Origin of the sequence: Bradyrhizobium semiaridum, from assembly GCF_020329505.1 — a bacterium.
In the GTDB taxonomy this organism is placed as follows: Bacteria; Pseudomonadota; Alphaproteobacteria; order Rhizobiales; family Xanthobacteraceae; genus Bradyrhizobium; species Bradyrhizobium semiaridum.
Map to the genome: position 1 here is coordinate 114284 of NZ_JAGKJJ010000014.1, position 17135 is coordinate 131418.

A 17135-nucleotide genomic window follows, 5' to 3' on the forward strand; every position below is an offset into this window, starting at 1 on the left:
TACGCTCAACACGATAGGGAGCCGCCGATGACGGCAGCATTTACGTTTCCCGGGCAGGGCTCGCAAGCGGTCGGCATGGGCAAGGGCCTGGCCGATGCCTTTCCGGTGGCCAAGGCGGTGTTCGACGAGGTCGATGCCGCGTTGGGCGAGAAGCTGACCGCGACCATCTGGGATGGTCCGGGCGAGACGCTGCAATTGACCCAGAATGCCCAGCCGGCGCTGATGGCGGTCTCGATCGCGACCATGCGCGTGCTGGAGAGCGAGGCCGGGTTCGCGGTCGGCCGTGACGCGGCCTTCGTCGCTGGCCACTCGCTCGGCGAGTATTCGGCGCTGGCCGCTGCCGGCAGCCTCAGCGTCAGCGATGCCGCGCGGCTGCTGCGCATCCGCGGCCTCGCCATGCAGAAGGCGGTGCCGGTCGGCGCCGGGGCGATGGCGGCGCTGCTCGGCCTCGACTACGAGACCGCCGTGGCGATCGCCAGCGAGGCGGCGCAGGGCGAGGTGTGCCAGGCCGCCAACGACAATGGCGGCGGGCAGGTGGTGGTCTCCGGCGACAAGGCTGCGGTCGATCGCGCGGTGGAGATCGCCAAGACCAAAGGGGCAAAGCGCGCGATGCTGCTGCCGGTGTCGGCACCTTTCCACTGCAAGCTGATGCAGCCGGCGGCCGACGCGATGGCGGAGGCGCTGGCCGGCGTCACCATCAAGGCGCCCGCTGCGCCGCTGGTCGCCAATGTGCTGGCGTCGGCAATTACCGATCCCGACGAGATTCGCCGTCGCCTGGTCGAACAGGTCACCGGCACCGTTCGCTGGCGCGAGTCGGTTGCCTATATGGCAGGGCAGGGCGTGAACCGGTTCTTCGAGATCGGCGCCGGCAAGGTGCTGAGCGGTCTCGTCAAGCGCATCGCCGACGGTGCGGTCGGCGTGTCCGTCGGCGGTCCGAACGATATTGCCGCGGCCAGGGATGCATTGGCTGCTTCGGCGTAAGCGGCCGAGAGGAGACTTTCGATGTTTGATCTGACTGGCAGGACGGCGCTCGTCACGGGCGCGACCGGAGGCATCGGCGGCGCGATCGCGCAGGCGCTGCATGCGCAGGGCGCGACGGTTGCGATCTCGGGCACGCGGCGCGAGGTGCTGGACGGCTTTGCCGCCAGGCTCGGCGAGCGCGCGCACGTGCTGCCGTGCAATCTCTCCAGCAAGGACGATGTCGAGGCGCTGGTGCCCGCGGCGGAAGCGGCGATGGGCCAGGTCGACATCCTCGTCGCCAACGCCGGCATCACCCGCGACAATCTGTTTGTGCAACTGCGCGACGAGGACTGGGACGATGTCATCGCGGTCAACCTGACGGCGACCTTCCGCCTCGCGCGCGCCGCGACCAAATTGATGATGCGCAAGCGCTTCGGCCGCATCATCGCGATCACCTCGATCGTCGGCGTCACCGGCAATCCGGGGCAGGGCAACTACACCGCGTCGAAGGCCGGCATCATCGGCCTGATCAAGACGCTGGGCGCCGAATACGCCAAGCGCGGCGTAACAGCCAATTGCATCGCGCCCGGCTTCATCAAGACGCCGATGACGGATGCGCTCAATGACAAGCAGCGCGAAGCTATCCTGGCGAAGGTTCCTGCGGCACGGCTCGGAACGCCCGAGGACATCGCCGCGGCGGCGGTCTATCTGGCCTCCAATGAGGGCGGCTACGTCACCGGACAGACGATTCACGTCAACGGTGGAATGGCCATGATTTGAGCGGTTGAGCCGCTCTCGCAATGCGGCGAAAAGCCGTTTTCGGGAGCCGGTTCAGGCGTGTAGTCAAGGCTTGGGAAGTATGGTAGCTGAACCCCCACGGATGGGCAAAGAACGCCATTGCAGGATTTTGAAACCCTGTATATTGGCGTGGCGACGCCTGCCGTTCGCCGGGGCTTAGTCGGCTACGACCGGGCCGAATCAAGACTATGCGCGACTGAGTAATCGAGACGACCACGATGGCTCGTATCGTCTTGGGGTCGGGTCCAATGGAACAACGAGGTTGAACGATGAGTGAGATTGGCGAGCGGGTTAAGAAGATTGTGGTCGAACACCTCGGTGTCGAGCCCGAGAAGGTGGTCGATAGCGCCAGCTTCATCGATGACCTCGGCGCCGACAGCCTCGACACCGTCGAGCTCGTGATGGCGTTTGAAGAAGAATTCGGTTGTGAGATTCCCGACGATGCGGCGGAAACGATTCTGACCGTCGGCGACGCGACCAAGTTTCTCGAGAAGAACGCGAAGAGCTGACGCCATTCGCGTTGGATTTAACGAAGCCGGACGGACTGTGATCGAACGGTCCCCCGGTTTCTTATTATTGCCCGCCTTTGGCGGGCCGGAGACTTTCAAATGAGGCGGGTTGTCGTCACGGGGCTGGGCATGGTTACGCCACTCGGCTGCGGGGTCGACGCAACCTGGGCGCGTATCCTCGCCGGCGAGAGCGGCGGGAGGAAGATCGATACGTTCGACGTCTCAGATCTGCCGAGCCAGGTCGCCTGCTACATCCCGCGCGGCGACGGCACCAACGGCACCTTCAATCCCGATCAGTGGATGGAGCCGAAGGACCAGCGCAAGGTCGATGAGTTCATTCTGTTCGCGATGTGCGCGGCCAAGCAGGCGCTCGACGATGCCAACTGGCATCCGCAGTCCGATGAGGATCAGTTCGCGACCGGCACGCTGATCGGCTCGGGCATCGGCGGTCTTTCCGGCATTGCCGAAACCGCGGTCCTGCTCAAGGAGCGCGGGCCGCGCCGGATCTCGCCGTTCTTCATTCCGGGGCGCCTGATCAATCTGGCTTCCGGTTACGTCTCGATCGAGCACGGCCTCAAGGGACCCAATCATTCCGTCGTCACGGCTTGCTCGACCGGCGCGCATGCGCTCGGCGACGCCGCGCGGCTGATCGCGCTTGGCGATGCGGAGGTGATGGTGGCGGGCGGTGCCGAATCGCCGATCTGCCGCATCGGCATCGCCGGCTTCTGCGCGGCGCGCGCGCTGTCCACCGGCTTCAACGACACGCCGGAAAAGGCCTCGCGTCCCTACGACAAGGATCGCGACGGCTTCGTGATGGGCGAGGGTGCCGGCATCGTGGTGCTCGAGGAATATGAGCACGCCAAGCGGCGCGGCGCGAAGATCTATGCCGAGGTGACCGGCTACGGCCTGTCGGGCGATGCCTATCACATCACCTCGCCGCCGCCGGACGGCAATGGCGGCTTCCGCAGCATGAGCATGGCGCTGAAGCGCGCCGGCCTGGCGGCGTCCGACCTCGACTACATCAATGCGCACGGCACCTCGACGCAGGTCGGCGATGAGATCGAGCTCGGCGCGGTCGAACGTCTGCTCGGCAATGCGGCCTCGAAGGTCTCGATGTCCTCGACCAAGTCCGCGACCGGACATCTGCTCGGCGCGGCCGGTGCGATCGAAGCGATCTTCGCGATCCTGGCGATTCGCGATAACGTCGTACCGCCGACCATCAATCTCGATAATCCATCGGTCGCGACGGCGATTGATCTGGTGCCGCACACGTCGCGCAAGCGTGACGTCAATGTGGCGTTGTCCAATTCCTTCGGTTTCGGCGGCACCAACGCCTCCGTGATCGTGCAGCGCGTAGCCGAATAGTAAGTCTTTAGAACTAGTCCACCGTTTTGCCGTATTCCGCGGTGACTCCTAACAGCGGGCGTATGCTATTGGCAGGGCAGGGGTTTGTCCGGCCACGATTGAAACCGGCAGGATTTGGTTTGCATCGATGAGTGAGAGGCCGCCCATTTCACCGAGGAGCCCGCGTGCCGCGCTGGAGCCTGAACAGGTTCCGCCGCCGCCGAAACGTTCGGACCGTGCCCGCAATCCCTTCGTGATCGTCGGCAACGCCATCTTCACGCTGCTCATCATCCTGATGATCGGCGCGGGAGCGACGTATTACTACGGCAAGCAGACGCTGGAAGCGCCCGGGCCGCTCCAGGAAGACAAGATCGTCAACATCCCGGCGCGCGCCGGCAAGCGCGACATCGCCGACGTGCTGTTGCGTGAGGGCGTGATCAACGTCAATCCCTGGGTCTTCATCGGCAGCGTGTTCGCGCTGAAGGCCAGTTCCGACCTCAAGCCGGGCGAATATTCGTTCCAGAAGAGCGCGAGCCTGCGCGACGTCATCGCCACCATCGTCGAAGGCAAGGTGGTGCAGCACGCCGTCACCATTCCGGAAGGCCTGACCTCGGAACAGATCGTCGCGCGGCTTTCCGACAACGACATCTTCACCGGCTCGGTGCGCGAGATTCCGCGCGAGGGAACGCTGCTGCCGGAGACCTACAAGTTTCCGCGCGGCACCAGTCGCGACCAGGTGATCCAGCGCATGCAGCAGGCGCAGAAGCGCGTGCTCGCCGAGATCTGGGAACGGCGTACTGCCGACACGCCGCTGAAATCGCCGGACCAGCTGGTGACGTTGGCTTCGATCGTCGAGAAGGAAACCGGCCGCGCCGACGAGCGTAGTCGCGTCGCCGCGGTATTCGTCAACCGGATGCGGCAGCGGATGAAGCTGCAATCCGATCCGACCATCATCTATGGCCTGGTCGGCGGCAAGGGCACCCTGGGGCGCCCGATCAAGCGCAGCGAGATCACGCAGCCGTCGCCCTACAACACCTACGTGATCGACGGTCTGCCGCCCGGGCCGATCGCCAACCCGGGCCGCGCCTCGCTTGAGGCGACCGCCAATCCGGCACGCACGCGCGACCTGTTCTTCGTGGCTGACGGAACCGGCGGTCACACCTTCACCGAAACCTACGACCAGCACGCCAAGAACGTCGCCAAGCTGCGCACGATGGAGAAGCAGATCCAGAACGACACCGTTGAGCCGCCGGATGAACCGGCGCCCGCGGCGTCTGCGCCGGCCTCGGCAGACACCAATCCGACGGCGGCGACGCCGCCGAAGCCGACCAACCAGAAGAAGCCGCCGCGCAGCGGGCGCCAGGGTGCGGCCCAGCAGACCAATTCGCCGCCCGTCGTGCAGCGGTAGTCTCCTTAAGATGGGCGTAATTCCACTTTCACGGAATCCGGTCTAAGGTCGGTCCGGACCTGAGCGAGTCTCGAAGGCTCCGAGTCTTGAAGGCTCTAGGTCAGTCTCATACCCGTTTGGAGAGTTCACGCGATGGCGCTATCGAGCATGACCGGCTTTGCCCGAAGCCATGGCGCAAGCGGTCCCTACACGTTCGAATGGGAACTGAAATCGGTCAATGCCAAAGGCTACGACCTGCGCTTGCGGCTGCCATCCGGCTGGGATGAGCTCGAGGCTCTCGCCAAGAAGCGCGCCGGCGAGGTGCTGTCCCGAGGTACCGTCTATGCCAATCTCAGCGTCAAGCGCAGCGACGCGGCGCAGACGGTACGCATCAACGAGGAGGTGCTCGACGCCGTCCTGAAGGTCGCCGGAACGCTGGCACAGCGGATCGACGCGGTGGCGCCGAGCATCGACGGCCTGCTCGGCATCAAGGGCGTCATCGAGGTCGTCGAGCCCGAGAGCAGCGAGGAAGAGGACAGGGCCGCGCGCGAGGCCGCAGCAATGGCGTTCGAGCAGGCGCTCAATAGCCTTGTCGAGATGCGCCGCCGCGAGGGCGATGCGCTCGGCCAGATCCTGATGCAGCGGATGGACGAGATCGAGCGGCTCGCAAAACGCGCCGAGGCGGCGCCGGGCCGCAAGCCCGAGGCGATCAAGGCGCGGCTGGCCGAGCAGATTGCAACGCTGCTGGAAGCCTCCGACCGGTTCGATGCCGACCGGTTGAGCCAGGAGGCGCTGCTGATCGCCACCAAGGCGGATATCCGCGAGGAGCTCGATCGCATCGCCTCGCACATCGCCCAGGCGCGTGAGATGATCGGCAAGGGCGGGCCCGTCGGGCGGCGGCTCGACTTCCTGGCGCAGGAGTTCAACCGCGAGGTCAACACCTGCTGCTCGAAATCCAACGATGTCGAGTTGACCAATACCGGACTCGAGATGAAGAACGTGGTCGAGCAATTCCGCGAACAGGTCCAGAATCTGGAGTGAGCGATGGCAGCGCAGGGTTTTGACGGCGTGGAGCGGCGCGGACTGATGTTCGTCCTGTCGTCGCCGTCGGGCGCCGGCAAGACGACGCTGTCGCGCATGCTGCTCGAGCGCGAGCCAGGCCTGAAGATGTCGGTATCGGCCACGACGCGGCCGATGCGGCCGGGGGAAGTCGAGGGCCGGGACTACTTCTTTGTCGACAAGCAGAAGTTCGAGACGATGGTGCAGCAGGGTGACCTGCTCGAATGGGCGACTGTGTTCGACAATCTGTACGGCACGCCACGCGCGCCGGTCGAGGCGGCGTTATCGGTGGGACAGGACGTGCTGTTCGATATCGACTGGCAGGGCACGCAGCAATTGCACCAGAAGGCGAGCGCCGATGTGGTCCGCGTCTTCATCCTGCCGCCGTCGGCCGCCGATCTCGAGAAGCGGCTGCACACCCGCGCGCAGGATTCCGAGGACGTCATCCGGGGGCGGATGAACCGCGCCACCCATGAGCTGAGCCATTGGGCGGAGTACGACTACATCGTCGTCAATCAGAACGTCGACGACGCCTTTGCCGAGGTGCAGTCCATCCTGAAGGCTGAGCGGCTCAAGCGCGAGCGGCGCACAGGTCTCACGGAGTTCGTCCGCAACCTGCAGCGCCAGCTCGAGAAGTAGAGTGTGATCCCGGGTCGTGCTCAGTTGGCCGCGCTGCGTGCCAGCCGCTGCAGCATGGCCGCGATCTGCCGGCTGTCCTCTGCCGTCTGGTCGAGATCGCGGGCCACACTCTCGCGCCGTGGAACCGGCGGCTCGGCCGGGCGTGGCGGCAGCTCCGACAGCCGGATCGGCCGCTGAAGGCTGACCTGCGCCGGCGGCGGCGCGCGCTCGAAGTGGATCGAATCCCACGGTGCACGCTGCTCGTCACGGACATCGTAGGCGGGTGTGCGCCTGCGGGTCAGCTTCACGACCAGCGCGCTGACCAGGCCGGCCAATGCCAACGCGCCGACCATCACGACCAGCAGCATCTGGGTGGATGCGGACGGCTTCTCGGCGGGCGCTGCTTCGACCGCAGCGGCCGGTACCGGCGCAGGCGCCGGCGCGGCCTGTTGCGGCGGCGGGGCGTCGGTTTGCGCAACCGGTGCCGGCTGAGGCGTAGCGTATCGCGTGCCATTCGCCCTGGCCATGCTGGTGGAATCAAGCCACCTCGCGGCGCCATCCGCACTGGCTGGCGCCTGGGCGGCCGCGGCGCTGCCGGACTGATTGGCATCGGTTGGAGCCGGGGAAGCTGGGGCTTGGGGAGAGGGCCACTCGGCCCGCGCATCGGCAACCGCCTTGCTCATCGCAGGCTGCGATTGCTGCGGGAGCGGCTGCTGCGGCTGGGCTTGAGCCTGTGCCGGCGCGGTGTCCGCAGCCGTCGCGTCGGGCGCGGGGGCAGCCTGCTGTTGTGCGGTCACCGTCTTGGCGGCCTTGTTCTTTGCCTCACCGAGATACCAGCACTTGGTCTTTGTCGCGCGGTCGAGGTGATAGTACCAGTGGCTCCCGGCCGGTGCGGCCCCTTTCGGCGCCGACTGGCAATTGTCGGCCGTCTTGTCTGCTGACTTGGCCTGTGCAGTCGTGGCGGCATTCTGGGCTACAGCGCTGAAATTGGCGCCGGCCAGAATGCTGGCGACGAGCGCCGAAGCAAATTTTGCTGAACGATTTGACATACGCGTCCCCGGTATTTTTTTACTCAAACGCTGGCGATTCCAATCTCGTCAAAGAGTTGGGTCGCAATGCGCCGCAAATCCGGAACGGGTAGGGCTTAATTGCGGCTTGCGGCGCTCCGCGATTGCGGCGCGCCGCCGGCTAAAACAGTGCGGTCGTTATTGCTGCAGTTGCTATTGCTTTGATGGCGGACCAGGTTCCGCGGCAGCCGTCGGAGCGGCGGAACGTTTCCGCGCCGCTGCGGCCGGTGCCGCCGCAGCCGATTGAGATTTACGACCCAGGCGCGGTGGACACCACCGCGTGCTTCAATTGCGCCGTGGCCGCCTCTCACATCGGCACACGGCAGGGCTGCCGGCAGGCTAGTTCTTCAGGACGATGCGCCCGACGACCCTGCCGGCGCGCAGTTCGTCGATCCATTTCTGGACGTCGGCCATCGGCTCTTCCTTCATCGGCGTCGGCTTGATCTTGCCGGCGCGGGCGAGCGCCATCAATTCCTGGCCTTCGGCCAACGTACCCACCATGAAGCCTTCGATGGTCATGCGCTTGTAGACCCACTGCACCATCGGCAGCGTGAACTGGCCGCCCATCAGGCCGGACACCACGATCTTGCCGCCGCGCGCCACCGTCGACACCGCGAACGCCATCGACTTCTCGTTGCCGGCAAAGTCGACGACGCCGTCGAAGCCGCCGTCGCTCTCCTTCAGCATGCGCTTGACGACGTCGGGCTCCGCCGGATCGTAGGCGGCCGCTGCGCCGTTCTTCAGCGCGGTGTCGCGCGCTGCCGGGCTGAGGTCGGCGACCGTGATGTTCTGCTTGAACATCGCCTGCGCGAAGGACAGGCCCATCATGCCGACGCCGCCAAGCCCGATCAGCAGCAGATTGCGCTGGCGCGGACGGTCGACCAGCCGCTTCAGCGCGCCATAGGCGGTGACGCCCGAGCACATCAGCGTCGCGGCCTGGTTGACCGGCAGCGGATCGTAGTCGAGCAGGTACTTTGCGTCGGGCACCAGCACGTGCGTGGCGAAGCCGCCGTCGATGGAGACGCCGAGGAAACGCTGCTTGACGCAGAGGTTCTCGTCGCCGGCGAGGCAGTCGCGGCACAGGCCGCAGCCGATCCAGGGGAAGACCGCCTTCTTGGTGCCGATCAGGTCCTTCGGCGCGTCGGGACCGACCTCGTCGACGATGCCCGCGATCTCGTGGCCGAGTGTGAAAGGCAGCGTCATGCCGCGCGTGGTGTCGAGCTTCTTGCCGCCGCCGAGATCGGCGTAGCCATCCTGGATGTGGAGATCGGAATGGCACAGGCCGCAGCGCTCGATGCGCACAAGCACCTCGCGCCCCTGCGGCTTCGGCGTGTCGACGATGGTTTCGCACAGCGGCGCATCGAACTTGACGAGGGATTGGCGAACCATACGCGCCATTACGTTTTCTCCTGATGTTTCTATTTTGTGGCCCGTATATCGGCCAATTCCCTGGCCATGGCAACAAAGCCGGCGACCGGAACGGTCTCGGCGCGGCGCGTGGCGTCGATACCGGCGGCCGCGGCGAGCTGCGCCGGATCGACCGAGAGCGATTTCAGGCTCTGGCGCAGCATCTTGCGGCGCTGGCCGAAGGCGGCGGCGGCGACCTGCTCGAGCAAGCGGCGGTCGCACGGCTCCGGCGCGGCGCGCGGTATCAATCGTACCACCGAGGAAGTGACCTGCGGCTGCGGCACGAACGCCGCCGGCGAGATGTCGAACAGGACCTTGGTCTCGGCGCGCCAATTGGCCAGCACCGCAAGCCGGCCATAGGCTTCCTCGTCCTGCTGCGCGACGATGCGCTCGGCGACCTCGCGCTGGAACATCAGCACCATCGTGTCGTACCAGGGCGGCCACGGCTCGATCGACAGCCAGTCGACCAGGAGCTGGGTCGCGATGTTGTAGGGCAGGTTGGCGACGATCTTGGCCTTTCGACCGTCGAGTAGCGGGCGCGGATCAAACTGCTGCGCATCGCCATGGACGATCTCGATGCGGCCGGGATAGCGCTTGACGAGGTAGTCGAGCGCGCCGATCGCGCGCTCGTCGCGCTCGACGGCGATCACGCGCCTGGCGCCGAGCGCGAGCAGCGCACGCGTCAATCCGCCGGGGCCGGGTCCGACCTCGATCACGGTGGAATCCTCGAGCGGACCCGCGGCGCGGGCGATGCGCGCGGTGAGATTGAGATCGAGCAGGAAATTCTGGCCCAGCGATTTGCGCGCCGACAGCTGGTGCTCGCGAATGATCTCGCGCAGCGGCGGCAGATCGTCGATCGCGCTCACACCTTAACCCGCCGCCATGCGCGCGGCGAGCCGCAGCGCGGCGATCAGGCTCGAGGGATTGGCCTTGCCGGTGCCGGCGATGTCGAACGCGGTGCCGTGATCCGGCGAGGTCCGGATGAACGGCAGGCCCAGCGTGACGTTGACGGCATCCTCGAACGCGACCGTCTTGATCGGGATCAGCGCCTGATCGTGATACATGCAGATCGCGCAGTCATAGGTTTTTCGCGCAGCTTCATGGAACAGCGTGTCGGCCGGCAGCGGACCCCTGGCGGTGATGCCGTCGCGGCGCAGGATCTCGACCGCGGGCGCGACGATCTCGACGTCCTCCATGCCGAGCGTGCCGTCTTCGCCGGCATGCGGATTGAGGCCCGATATCGCGAGCCGCGGCGCGGCGAGGCCGAACCGCGCCTTCATGTCGGCGACCACGATGCGCGCGGTCGACACGATCAGGTCGGTGGACAGTTGTGCCAGCGCCTCGCGCACCGAGACATGGATCGTCACCGGGACCACGGCGAGGGTCGGCGACCACAGCATCATCACCGGCTGCGGCGCCGGGCCGCCGGCGCCGGCGAGCTCGGCGAGGAATTCGGTGTGGCCGGGATGCCGGAAGCCGGCGCGATACAGCACATTCTTGGCGATCGGATTGGTGACGACTGCGCCGGCGTTGCCGGACGTCACGTCGGCGACCGCCTGGCGGATCGAGGCCATCGCAGCGTCGGCGCTGCTCCCATCGGGCACGCCCGGCTGCGCCGTCGCCAGCTTGCCGGTCGCAACGACGGGCAGGGCGCGCGGGAACGCTGCGGCTGCTTCCTCGGCGCTGACATCGGCCAACTCGACCGTGAGCCCCAGCGCCTTCGCGCGCGCGGCCAGCGCTGCCCGGTCACCGAGCAGATAGAACGGCGGGAGATCGAGTTCCTGGCGCCGCAGCCAGGCAGCGAGGGTGATGTCGGGTCCGATGCCTGCGGGCTCGCCGGATGTCAGCGCGAGAGGTCTGGCCATGGATCAACGATAGTCGATCATCGGCCGCCTGGATATTCGATCATCGCGGCTTTGCGGACTTCGGCCAGGTAGGCCTTCGACTTCGCTTCGTACTTCTGCACGTACATCTTGTCGCGGATCTCGCGCTTCTTCGGCGTGTCCACGGTGGTGGCCTTACGGCCGCAGAGCGCGACCATCTCGACGCCCTGCTTGGTGATCTCGGGCGCGGTGAGATGACCGATCGCGGTCTTGTCGAGGATGTCGCGCAACTGTTGCGGCAGGTCCGCCGACGTCTTCACGACGATTTCGCGGATCGCCGCGTTGCGCATCGCCTTGAAGTAGGAGTTGGCCTCCTCGCAGCTGGTGACGCGCTCGCGCAGGCTCTCGGCCTCCTTGCGCCTGGTCTCATAGTCGGACTGCGGCGCACCGCGCGGCACGATCAGCACGATCGGCTGCATCCGGTATTCGAAAGCCTCGGCATCGGTCGCCCCGCCGCTCTCCTTGACCGCTGCGTTCACGTCCTTCTCGCCGACCTGCAAGCTCTCCTTGAAGCGTCCGCGCACGAGGTTGGTCCAGACCATGTCGGCCTTGATCCGCTGCTTCAGCGTGTCGGTCCGGATGCCCTTGCTCTCCAGCACCTTGGTGAGCTGGTCGCCGGTGAGCCGCATGCGCTGCGCCATTCCGTTGAAGGCCTGGTCGACGTCGCTGGAGCCGGGATCGACACCGAATTTCTTGGCTTCCTTGATCTTGACCTTCTCGTCGATCAGGTCGTTGAGAATGGCCTGGCGGTTCTCGCCCTTCTTGCCGGTCAGCGCGTCGAGCTTGGCGCGCTGCTCGATGTCGAAATTGGTGATCGGCTCGCCATTGACCATCACGGCGATGGTCTGGGCGTGCGCCGTGACGCCTCCTCCTGCCAGCAGGGCGAGGGCCAGTAAGGAGCTCCGCAGGAGTGAATGGCGGCGTGCCTGAAATCGGAACGGAGCTTCTGGTTCTGACGCGTTTTCTTCACGCGAACCGGCACCCACTTCGCTCGAAAACGCTCTAGCGATCGTTATTCTCATGTCAGCCGTCTAAACCCATTCAAGCTGGCGCCGCGGACCGCGGGCATCCAGAACCGGTTCCACGCTACTGGAGGCCAGCCGAGCTGTTCGTCAACGAGGACTGGGCGATGGTCCGCAGGCCAATCTGGAACATGAAGGCGTGGCTGAGCGTGGGCGGCGTGGCTCCGGCCACGTAACTATATGAGGTGACATAGTTGGCAGCCAGCACGAAGCAGTCGTCCACATAGCCCGCGCCGACCACATACTGGTTGATCTTGTTCGCTTCAAGGTCCCAGCGGGCGCCACCCGAGACCACCCAGTTCGAAGCAACCTTGACCGATCCGCTGGCAAGAATGCCTTCGCGACGGGTCAGGTAGCCCAGTTCCGGCTGGGCGGCATAGTTGCCGTACATCATGGTGACCGACCAGCGGTCGAAATTGGCGGTTCCCTGGGCTTCGAACCGGTTGACGTTCCAGGTCGCCTCATCCATGCGCGAGCGGACGCTGAACGTATAGGTCCGGTTGGGCGAATAGGCGAGGCTGGCGACATAATCCGAGCGCGGGTTCTGCAGGCCGGAATCGACGCCAGTATTGGTGACGTCGGCGACCGCGAACGAGTTCAACCCGAACAGCTGGTAGGACTGGCCGAACATCGCCTTGATGCTGCCGCCGCGATCGAACTGGGTGGTGGCCTGCACGCCGACGTTGGCGCGGCTGCCGCCCTCGACGCGGTCGTAGCCGGAGAATTTGTCGACCGAGAACAGGTTGCTGGTGTCGAACACCAGGCTCTGCGCATCCTCGTTCGGCAGCCTGCCGGCATCAGGCTCGTTGGGCCGGATGATGACCTGCGCGATCGGCTCGATCGTGGTCGTGCCCCACGGCTGCACGTTGATGAAGGGGTAGCGGTATTCGAGCCCGATGGTCGGCATCATGCGGACCGTCTGGGTGTCCCCGACCGGCAGGAAGTTGGAGACGCCGGGCTGGTTCGAAATGTCGGCATTGATCGCGTCGGCGCGGACGCTGGCGAACGGCGTCCAGATCTGGCCGAACGGGTCGGTGTACGACTTGCGCCACTGCGTCTCCGCCGTCAGGCGAGTGTAGGTGCCGGGCATGCCGCGCAGCAGGCACTGCGTCGGCGTCCGCGCCATCGGATCGGCTGACGTCGCGACGCACAGGCTGCTGGCGCTGGCGAGGTTGGTGATCGGATCGAACACCGCGCTTTCGCGGGTCAGGTTGGTGAAGTTGAACCGGTAGCTGAACTCACCGCCGAGCACCGGGCTGTTGATCACATTGTTGTAGTCGATCACGGGAGCAACTACCGGGACCTTATCCTGGTTGCCCGAGAAGCTGAGATAGTAGATCGCACGCGCGTCGAAGAAGCTGCGGTTGCCGACGCCGGTCAGATAGAGCTGCGAGATCGCCTCGGTCGGCAGCGACATGAACGAGCCGAACGGGTCCTTGTACTGGGCCAGCCGGTAATCGGACATGAAATAGTAGTCGGACAACAGGACGCCGTCCCAGCCCCAGGTCCATTTGTCATTCAGCGCGAACTGGCCCTTGGTCTCGACGCCGCCACGGAATTGGCGGTCGCCGGGCTGGCCCTTGAAGGCATCGGGATCGGTCTGGTCGATGCCGTAGAGCCGGACCTGATAGGCGCCGTTCGACAGGCGCTGACGGAATTCACCCTGCAGCAGCACGCCCTGTTTCGTGGTGAAGCGCGGATTGAACGTCGCGTCGAAATCCGGCGCGAGCGCGAAATAATACGGGACTTCGACGCCGTATCCGAAGGCGGTATACGAGGTGAAGGCCGGCATCAGGAAGCCGCTCTTGCGCTTCACCGTCGGGTCGGGCGTCGAGAAGTAGGGCAGATACGCCATCGGAACGCCGAAGAACTCGATCTGGGCGTTCTCGAAATAGAGCATCTTCTCGGTCTGATTGTGGATGATCCGCGCGCCCTTGACCTGCCACAGCGGCGGCTTCTTCGGATCGTCCTTGCAAGGTGCGCAGGCGGTATAAACGCCGTTGTCGAACACGGTGTAATTGCCGCTGGAGCGATCGGCCCGGGTCGCCGCCATGCGGGTCTGGTCCTCGGTGTCGACGCGCAGCGAATCGACGAAACCGTCGCGGTAGTCGTCGCTGAGATCCAGGATGTTGGCGTAGGTGATCTTGCCTTCCGCATCGGTCATGCGGATGTTGCCCTCGGCATGAAGACGCTTGGTCTTCTGGTCGTAGATCACCTTGTCGGCTTCGACGCTGGTGCCGTTGTAGAACAGCTGCACATTGCCGACCGCCGAGATGCGCTGGTTGTTGTAGTCGTAATCGACCTCGGTGGCCTGAACGAGCATCTGCCCGTCGTTCTTGGCCGGGGGGCGGGACGGTTTCGGCGGTCGCGGATTGTAGGTGAAGCTCTGCGCGGCAGCCGACGTCGGCGCGGCGATGTCGAGCGCGCTCACGGCGACAAAGGCGGTGAGGACGGCGGCGAGCGAGGCGCCGAAAGCGGCCACGCGGCTGCGATGACGGCGCAAGCGATTGCGCTGCCTGAACACAGACGACCTCGACTGGCGGGCGGCGACGTCTGCCACTACCCGTCCTCCTGAATCAGCAAGGCCATAAAACCGGTGAGGCCGCCCACAACGACAGGCAACCACGCCGCAGCGATGGGATGCATCAACTCAGCCTTGCTCAAGTCCTCAGTTACTTTCGACAGCACGTAGAGCAGAAAGCCTGCACCCACGCCACTCAAAACCATCTTCTGCACGCCGCCCATCCGGAAGAAGCGGAGGCTCACAGAAGCCGCCAACATCACCATCGCAGCCAGCAAAAATGGCTGCGCGATGAGTTTGTGATACTGCAAACGATAGCCGGCGGTCGCGAACCCTGAGCTCTCCGACGAGCGGATGTAGTTCGGTAGTTGCCAAAACGACACAGTTTCGGGGGTGGAGAAACTGTTGCGGACCTGAGCGGGGGTGAGGGTGGTGGTCAGGTAGAAGGTATTCTGGTCAACCGGAGGCTTGTCGAGGGTGTATCGGCGTACTCCCTTGAACACCCAGCGCCCTTCTTCGAGGGCTGCTTCGCGGGCCTCGATTCGCTCCTTGAACTGCAACGCCGTATCGAATCGGAAGACGGTGAGACCGGTCAGTCGCACGCCTTGCTGTTCGCTGCGGGCGGCATTGATGATCGCCTGACCTTCGTCGTTGATCTGGTTCAGCCAGAACCCGGATGCGTCCTGGATGCCGCCGCCCGGCGCCGAGCCGAACAGTTCGGCCTCCATCCGTTTGGAGAGTTCGCGCAGGTTGGCCGAGATCGGATTGTAGGTGGTGGTCGCGATGACCCCGAGCAGCAGCGCGCTGGCCAGCGCCGGTGAGATGAACTGCCAGGCCGAGACGCCGGCGGCGCGCGCCACGACGAGCTCCAGCCGGCGCGACAATGCAAGATAGCAGGTCATGGCGCCAATCAGCACGCAGAACGGCATCAGCTTCTCGAGCAGCTGCGGCACGCGGAACAGCGAGGTCTCCGCCACGGTGATCGCCGACGCCCCGACGAGGCCCGACGTCCTGCGCACCATTTCGATATAATCGACCAGCACCAGCAGCACGAAGATGCTGGCGAACACGCCCACCGCCGAGATCACGAAGCGGCCGGCGAAATAGCGTCCGAGCGTGTTTGTGACCATGCTCATGCGGTCGCGGGCCTCCGGAAGAAGCGCGCAATACGCTCGTTGTTGCGGTTGATCTGCTCCATCAGCGCCGCCGGCGGCTCGACGACGACGCCGCCGACGATCATCCAGATACCGACACCGATGCCGCCGAACAGCATCAGGTACTGCACGATCGCGGCAAGCGGATTCTTCACCGTGACGACCGAGCAGGCGAAGCCGATCATGCGCAGGCCGAACACCGCGAACACCGAACCGCCGATCGAGAAGTTGCGGCTCTGGCGCGTGGTGCGCGGCGCGCCGAGGAAGGCGAAGGTGAGTGCCGCGAACGCAAACGGATAGATCGGTGCCATGAAGCGGTCATGCAGCTCGGCGCGGAACTGGCCGGACAGCTGCTGATAGATCGGATCGTCCTCCTTCGGCCACATCAGCTCCCACATGTAGCGCTCGCGGATGCCGAGCGTGACGTCGCGGCTCTGCGAGAATTTCGACATGTCGAAGGCGTAGCGGCCGAACGCAACCAGCGCCGGGTCGCGCTTGCCGACCTCGAAGCGCTCGAGATTGCCGTCCTCGAGCACGAGGTAGGAGCCGCTCTCGTTCTTCAGCACCGTGCCGTGGTCGGCGATGATGGTGACGCGCTCGGCCGGGTCGCGGCGGTCGTCGACGAAGATGCCGCCGAGCACGCCGCCGGGCAGGCGCTCGCGGATCCGGATCGTCAGGTTCTGGTCGAGCTGGGCGAAGCGGCCGGGCTGCAGGATGTTGGTCAGCACGTCGGCGGTGATCTCGGCGTCCCACTGCTTGATTCGGCGCATGCCGTCGGGCGCAAGATAGGCGCCGATAAAGGCGACCATCGCCGCGACCACGCAGGTGGCATAGAGAAAGGGACGGAACAGCCGCCACGGCGAGAAGCCCGCCGCGTTCATCACGATGATCTCGGAATCGGTCGCGAGCTTGTTCAGCGTGTGCGAGATCGCAATCATCAGCGCGATCGGGGCTATGATCAGGACCAGGGCCGGGATCACAAGGCCGGTGATGCCGAGGAAGGTCAGGATGGTCTGACCCTGGCTGGTCATCAAATCGATGCCGCGCAACGCCTGCGTAATCCAGATCACGCCGGTGAGGCTGACCAGGACAAGCGCAAACGACGCCAGCGTCGTTTTGAAAATGTACTTGTCGATCGACCCCATTGCCTACCGCACGGCCCCCCTGACGCACCAAAACGCACGGCTTTCGACCAATCCCGTCAACCCGGGTCCCCTATGGTCGAGCCGCGGATCCGTCCGGCTCACTCTCTCACTACCATCCCTTTGATCCGTCAACAAAATGGCCGAGCCAAGGCACGCTTAATTTATAGTTAATTATTCCCTTTTGTGGCCTTCCGGCCACTGCGGTGCTTGGCAGCGGAGCGGCCGGCAGGCCATAGTGTCGTCAAGCTCGGTCCGGGTCGC

15 protein-coding genes are annotated in these 17135 nt (G+C 65.2%); 7 read left to right on the forward strand and 8 right to left on the reverse strand.

The window, feature by feature from the left end:
* Nucleotides 1-27: 27 nt before the first annotated feature.
* From fabD to gmk, 7 genes are all read left to right on the forward strand, one after another.
* Complete coding sequence (fabD, locus tag J6500_RS17970) at nucleotides 28-981, forward strand: ACP S-malonyltransferase (protein WP_225714020.1); 954 nt, start codon at nucleotides 28-30, stop codon at nucleotides 979-981.
* Between the two features lie 21 nt (nucleotides 982-1002).
* Complete coding sequence (fabG, locus tag J6500_RS17975; RefSeq protein WP_225714021.1) at nucleotides 1003-1740, forward strand: 3-oxoacyl-[acyl-carrier-protein] reductase; 738 nt, start codon at nucleotides 1003-1005, stop codon at nucleotides 1738-1740.
* A 287-nt stretch (nucleotides 1741-2027) separates the two neighbouring features.
* On the forward strand, nucleotides 2028-2267 hold the full coding sequence (locus tag J6500_RS17980) for an acyl carrier protein (protein ID WP_002716125.1): 240 nt from the start codon (nucleotides 2028-2030) through the stop codon (nucleotides 2265-2267).
* Nucleotides 2268-2366: 99 nt separating this feature from the next.
* Nucleotides 2367-3632 carry a beta-ketoacyl-ACP synthase II gene (fabF, locus tag J6500_RS17985; protein WP_225714022.1) on the forward strand — a complete coding sequence of 422 codons (1266 nt, stop codon included), beginning with the start codon at nucleotides 2367-2369 and terminating at the stop codon, nucleotides 3630-3632.
* 127 nt (nucleotides 3633-3759) lie between these two features.
* The gene (gene mltG / locus J6500_RS17990) at nucleotides 3760-5019 is read left to right on the forward strand and encodes an endolytic transglycosylase MltG (RefSeq protein ID WP_225714023.1); all 1260 of its coding nucleotides are present in this window, start codon (nucleotides 3760-3762) and stop codon (nucleotides 5017-5019) included.
* A gap of 132 nt (nucleotides 5020-5151) precedes the next feature.
* Nucleotides 5152-6039: a YicC/YloC family endoribonuclease gene (locus J6500_RS17995; protein WP_225714024.1), complete on the forward strand. Its 888-nt coding sequence runs from the start codon at nucleotides 5152-5154 to the stop codon at nucleotides 6037-6039.
* 3 nt (nucleotides 6040-6042) lie between these two features.
* Nucleotides 6043-6696 (forward strand): guanylate kinase, encoded by a 654-nt coding sequence (gene gmk / locus J6500_RS18000; RefSeq protein WP_225714025.1) that lies wholly within the window; start codon nucleotides 6043-6045, stop codon nucleotides 6694-6696.
* A gap of 20 nt (nucleotides 6697-6716) precedes the next feature.
* Here the strand turns inward: gmk and J6500_RS18005 are convergent, their stop codons facing one another.
* The 8 genes from J6500_RS18005 to lptF form a co-directional block, all read right to left on the reverse strand.
* Nucleotides 6717-7724: a hypothetical protein gene (locus J6500_RS18005; RefSeq protein WP_225714026.1), complete on the reverse strand. Its 1008-nt coding sequence runs from the start codon at nucleotides 7722-7724 to the stop codon at nucleotides 6717-6719.
* A 357-nt stretch (nucleotides 7725-8081) separates the two neighbouring features.
* Nucleotides 8082-9140, reverse strand: coding sequence for an alcohol dehydrogenase (locus tag J6500_RS18010; protein ID WP_225714027.1), 1059 nt, complete (start codon nucleotides 9138-9140; stop codon nucleotides 8082-8084).
* Nucleotides 9141-9160: 20 nt separating this feature from the next.
* Nucleotides 9161-10015, reverse strand: a complete 855-nt coding sequence (gene rsmA / locus J6500_RS18015) for a 16S rRNA (adenine(1518)-N(6)/adenine(1519)-N(6))-dimethyltransferase RsmA (RefSeq protein WP_225714028.1) — start codon at nucleotides 10013-10015, stop codon at nucleotides 9161-9163.
* Nucleotides 10016-10018: 3 nt separating this feature from the next.
* On the reverse strand, nucleotides 10019-11014 hold the full coding sequence (gene pdxA / locus J6500_RS18020; RefSeq protein ID WP_225714029.1) for a 4-hydroxythreonine-4-phosphate dehydrogenase PdxA: 996 nt from the start codon (nucleotides 11012-11014) through the stop codon (nucleotides 10019-10021).
* 17 nt (nucleotides 11015-11031) lie between these two features.
* Nucleotides 11032-11940 (reverse strand): SurA N-terminal domain-containing protein, encoded by a 909-nt coding sequence (locus J6500_RS18025; protein WP_225714049.1) that lies wholly within the window; start codon nucleotides 11938-11940, stop codon nucleotides 11032-11034.
* 178 nt (nucleotides 11941-12118) lie between these two features.
* Nucleotides 12119-14485, reverse strand: a complete 2367-nt coding sequence (locus J6500_RS18030) for an LPS-assembly protein LptD (protein WP_376707823.1) — start codon at nucleotides 14483-14485, stop codon at nucleotides 12119-12121.
* Nucleotides 14486-14613: 128 nt separating this feature from the next.
* Nucleotides 14614-15711 (reverse strand): LPS export ABC transporter permease LptG, encoded by a 1098-nt coding sequence (gene lptG, locus J6500_RS18035; RefSeq protein ID WP_225714031.1) that lies wholly within the window; start codon nucleotides 15709-15711, stop codon nucleotides 14614-14616.
* Nucleotides 15708-16874, reverse strand: coding sequence for an LPS export ABC transporter permease LptF (lptF, locus tag J6500_RS18040; protein WP_225714032.1), 1167 nt, complete (start codon nucleotides 16872-16874; stop codon nucleotides 15708-15710). The genes lptG and lptF overlap by 4 nt, the downstream gene beginning before the upstream one ends.
* Nucleotides 16875-17135 lie beyond the last annotated feature (261 nt).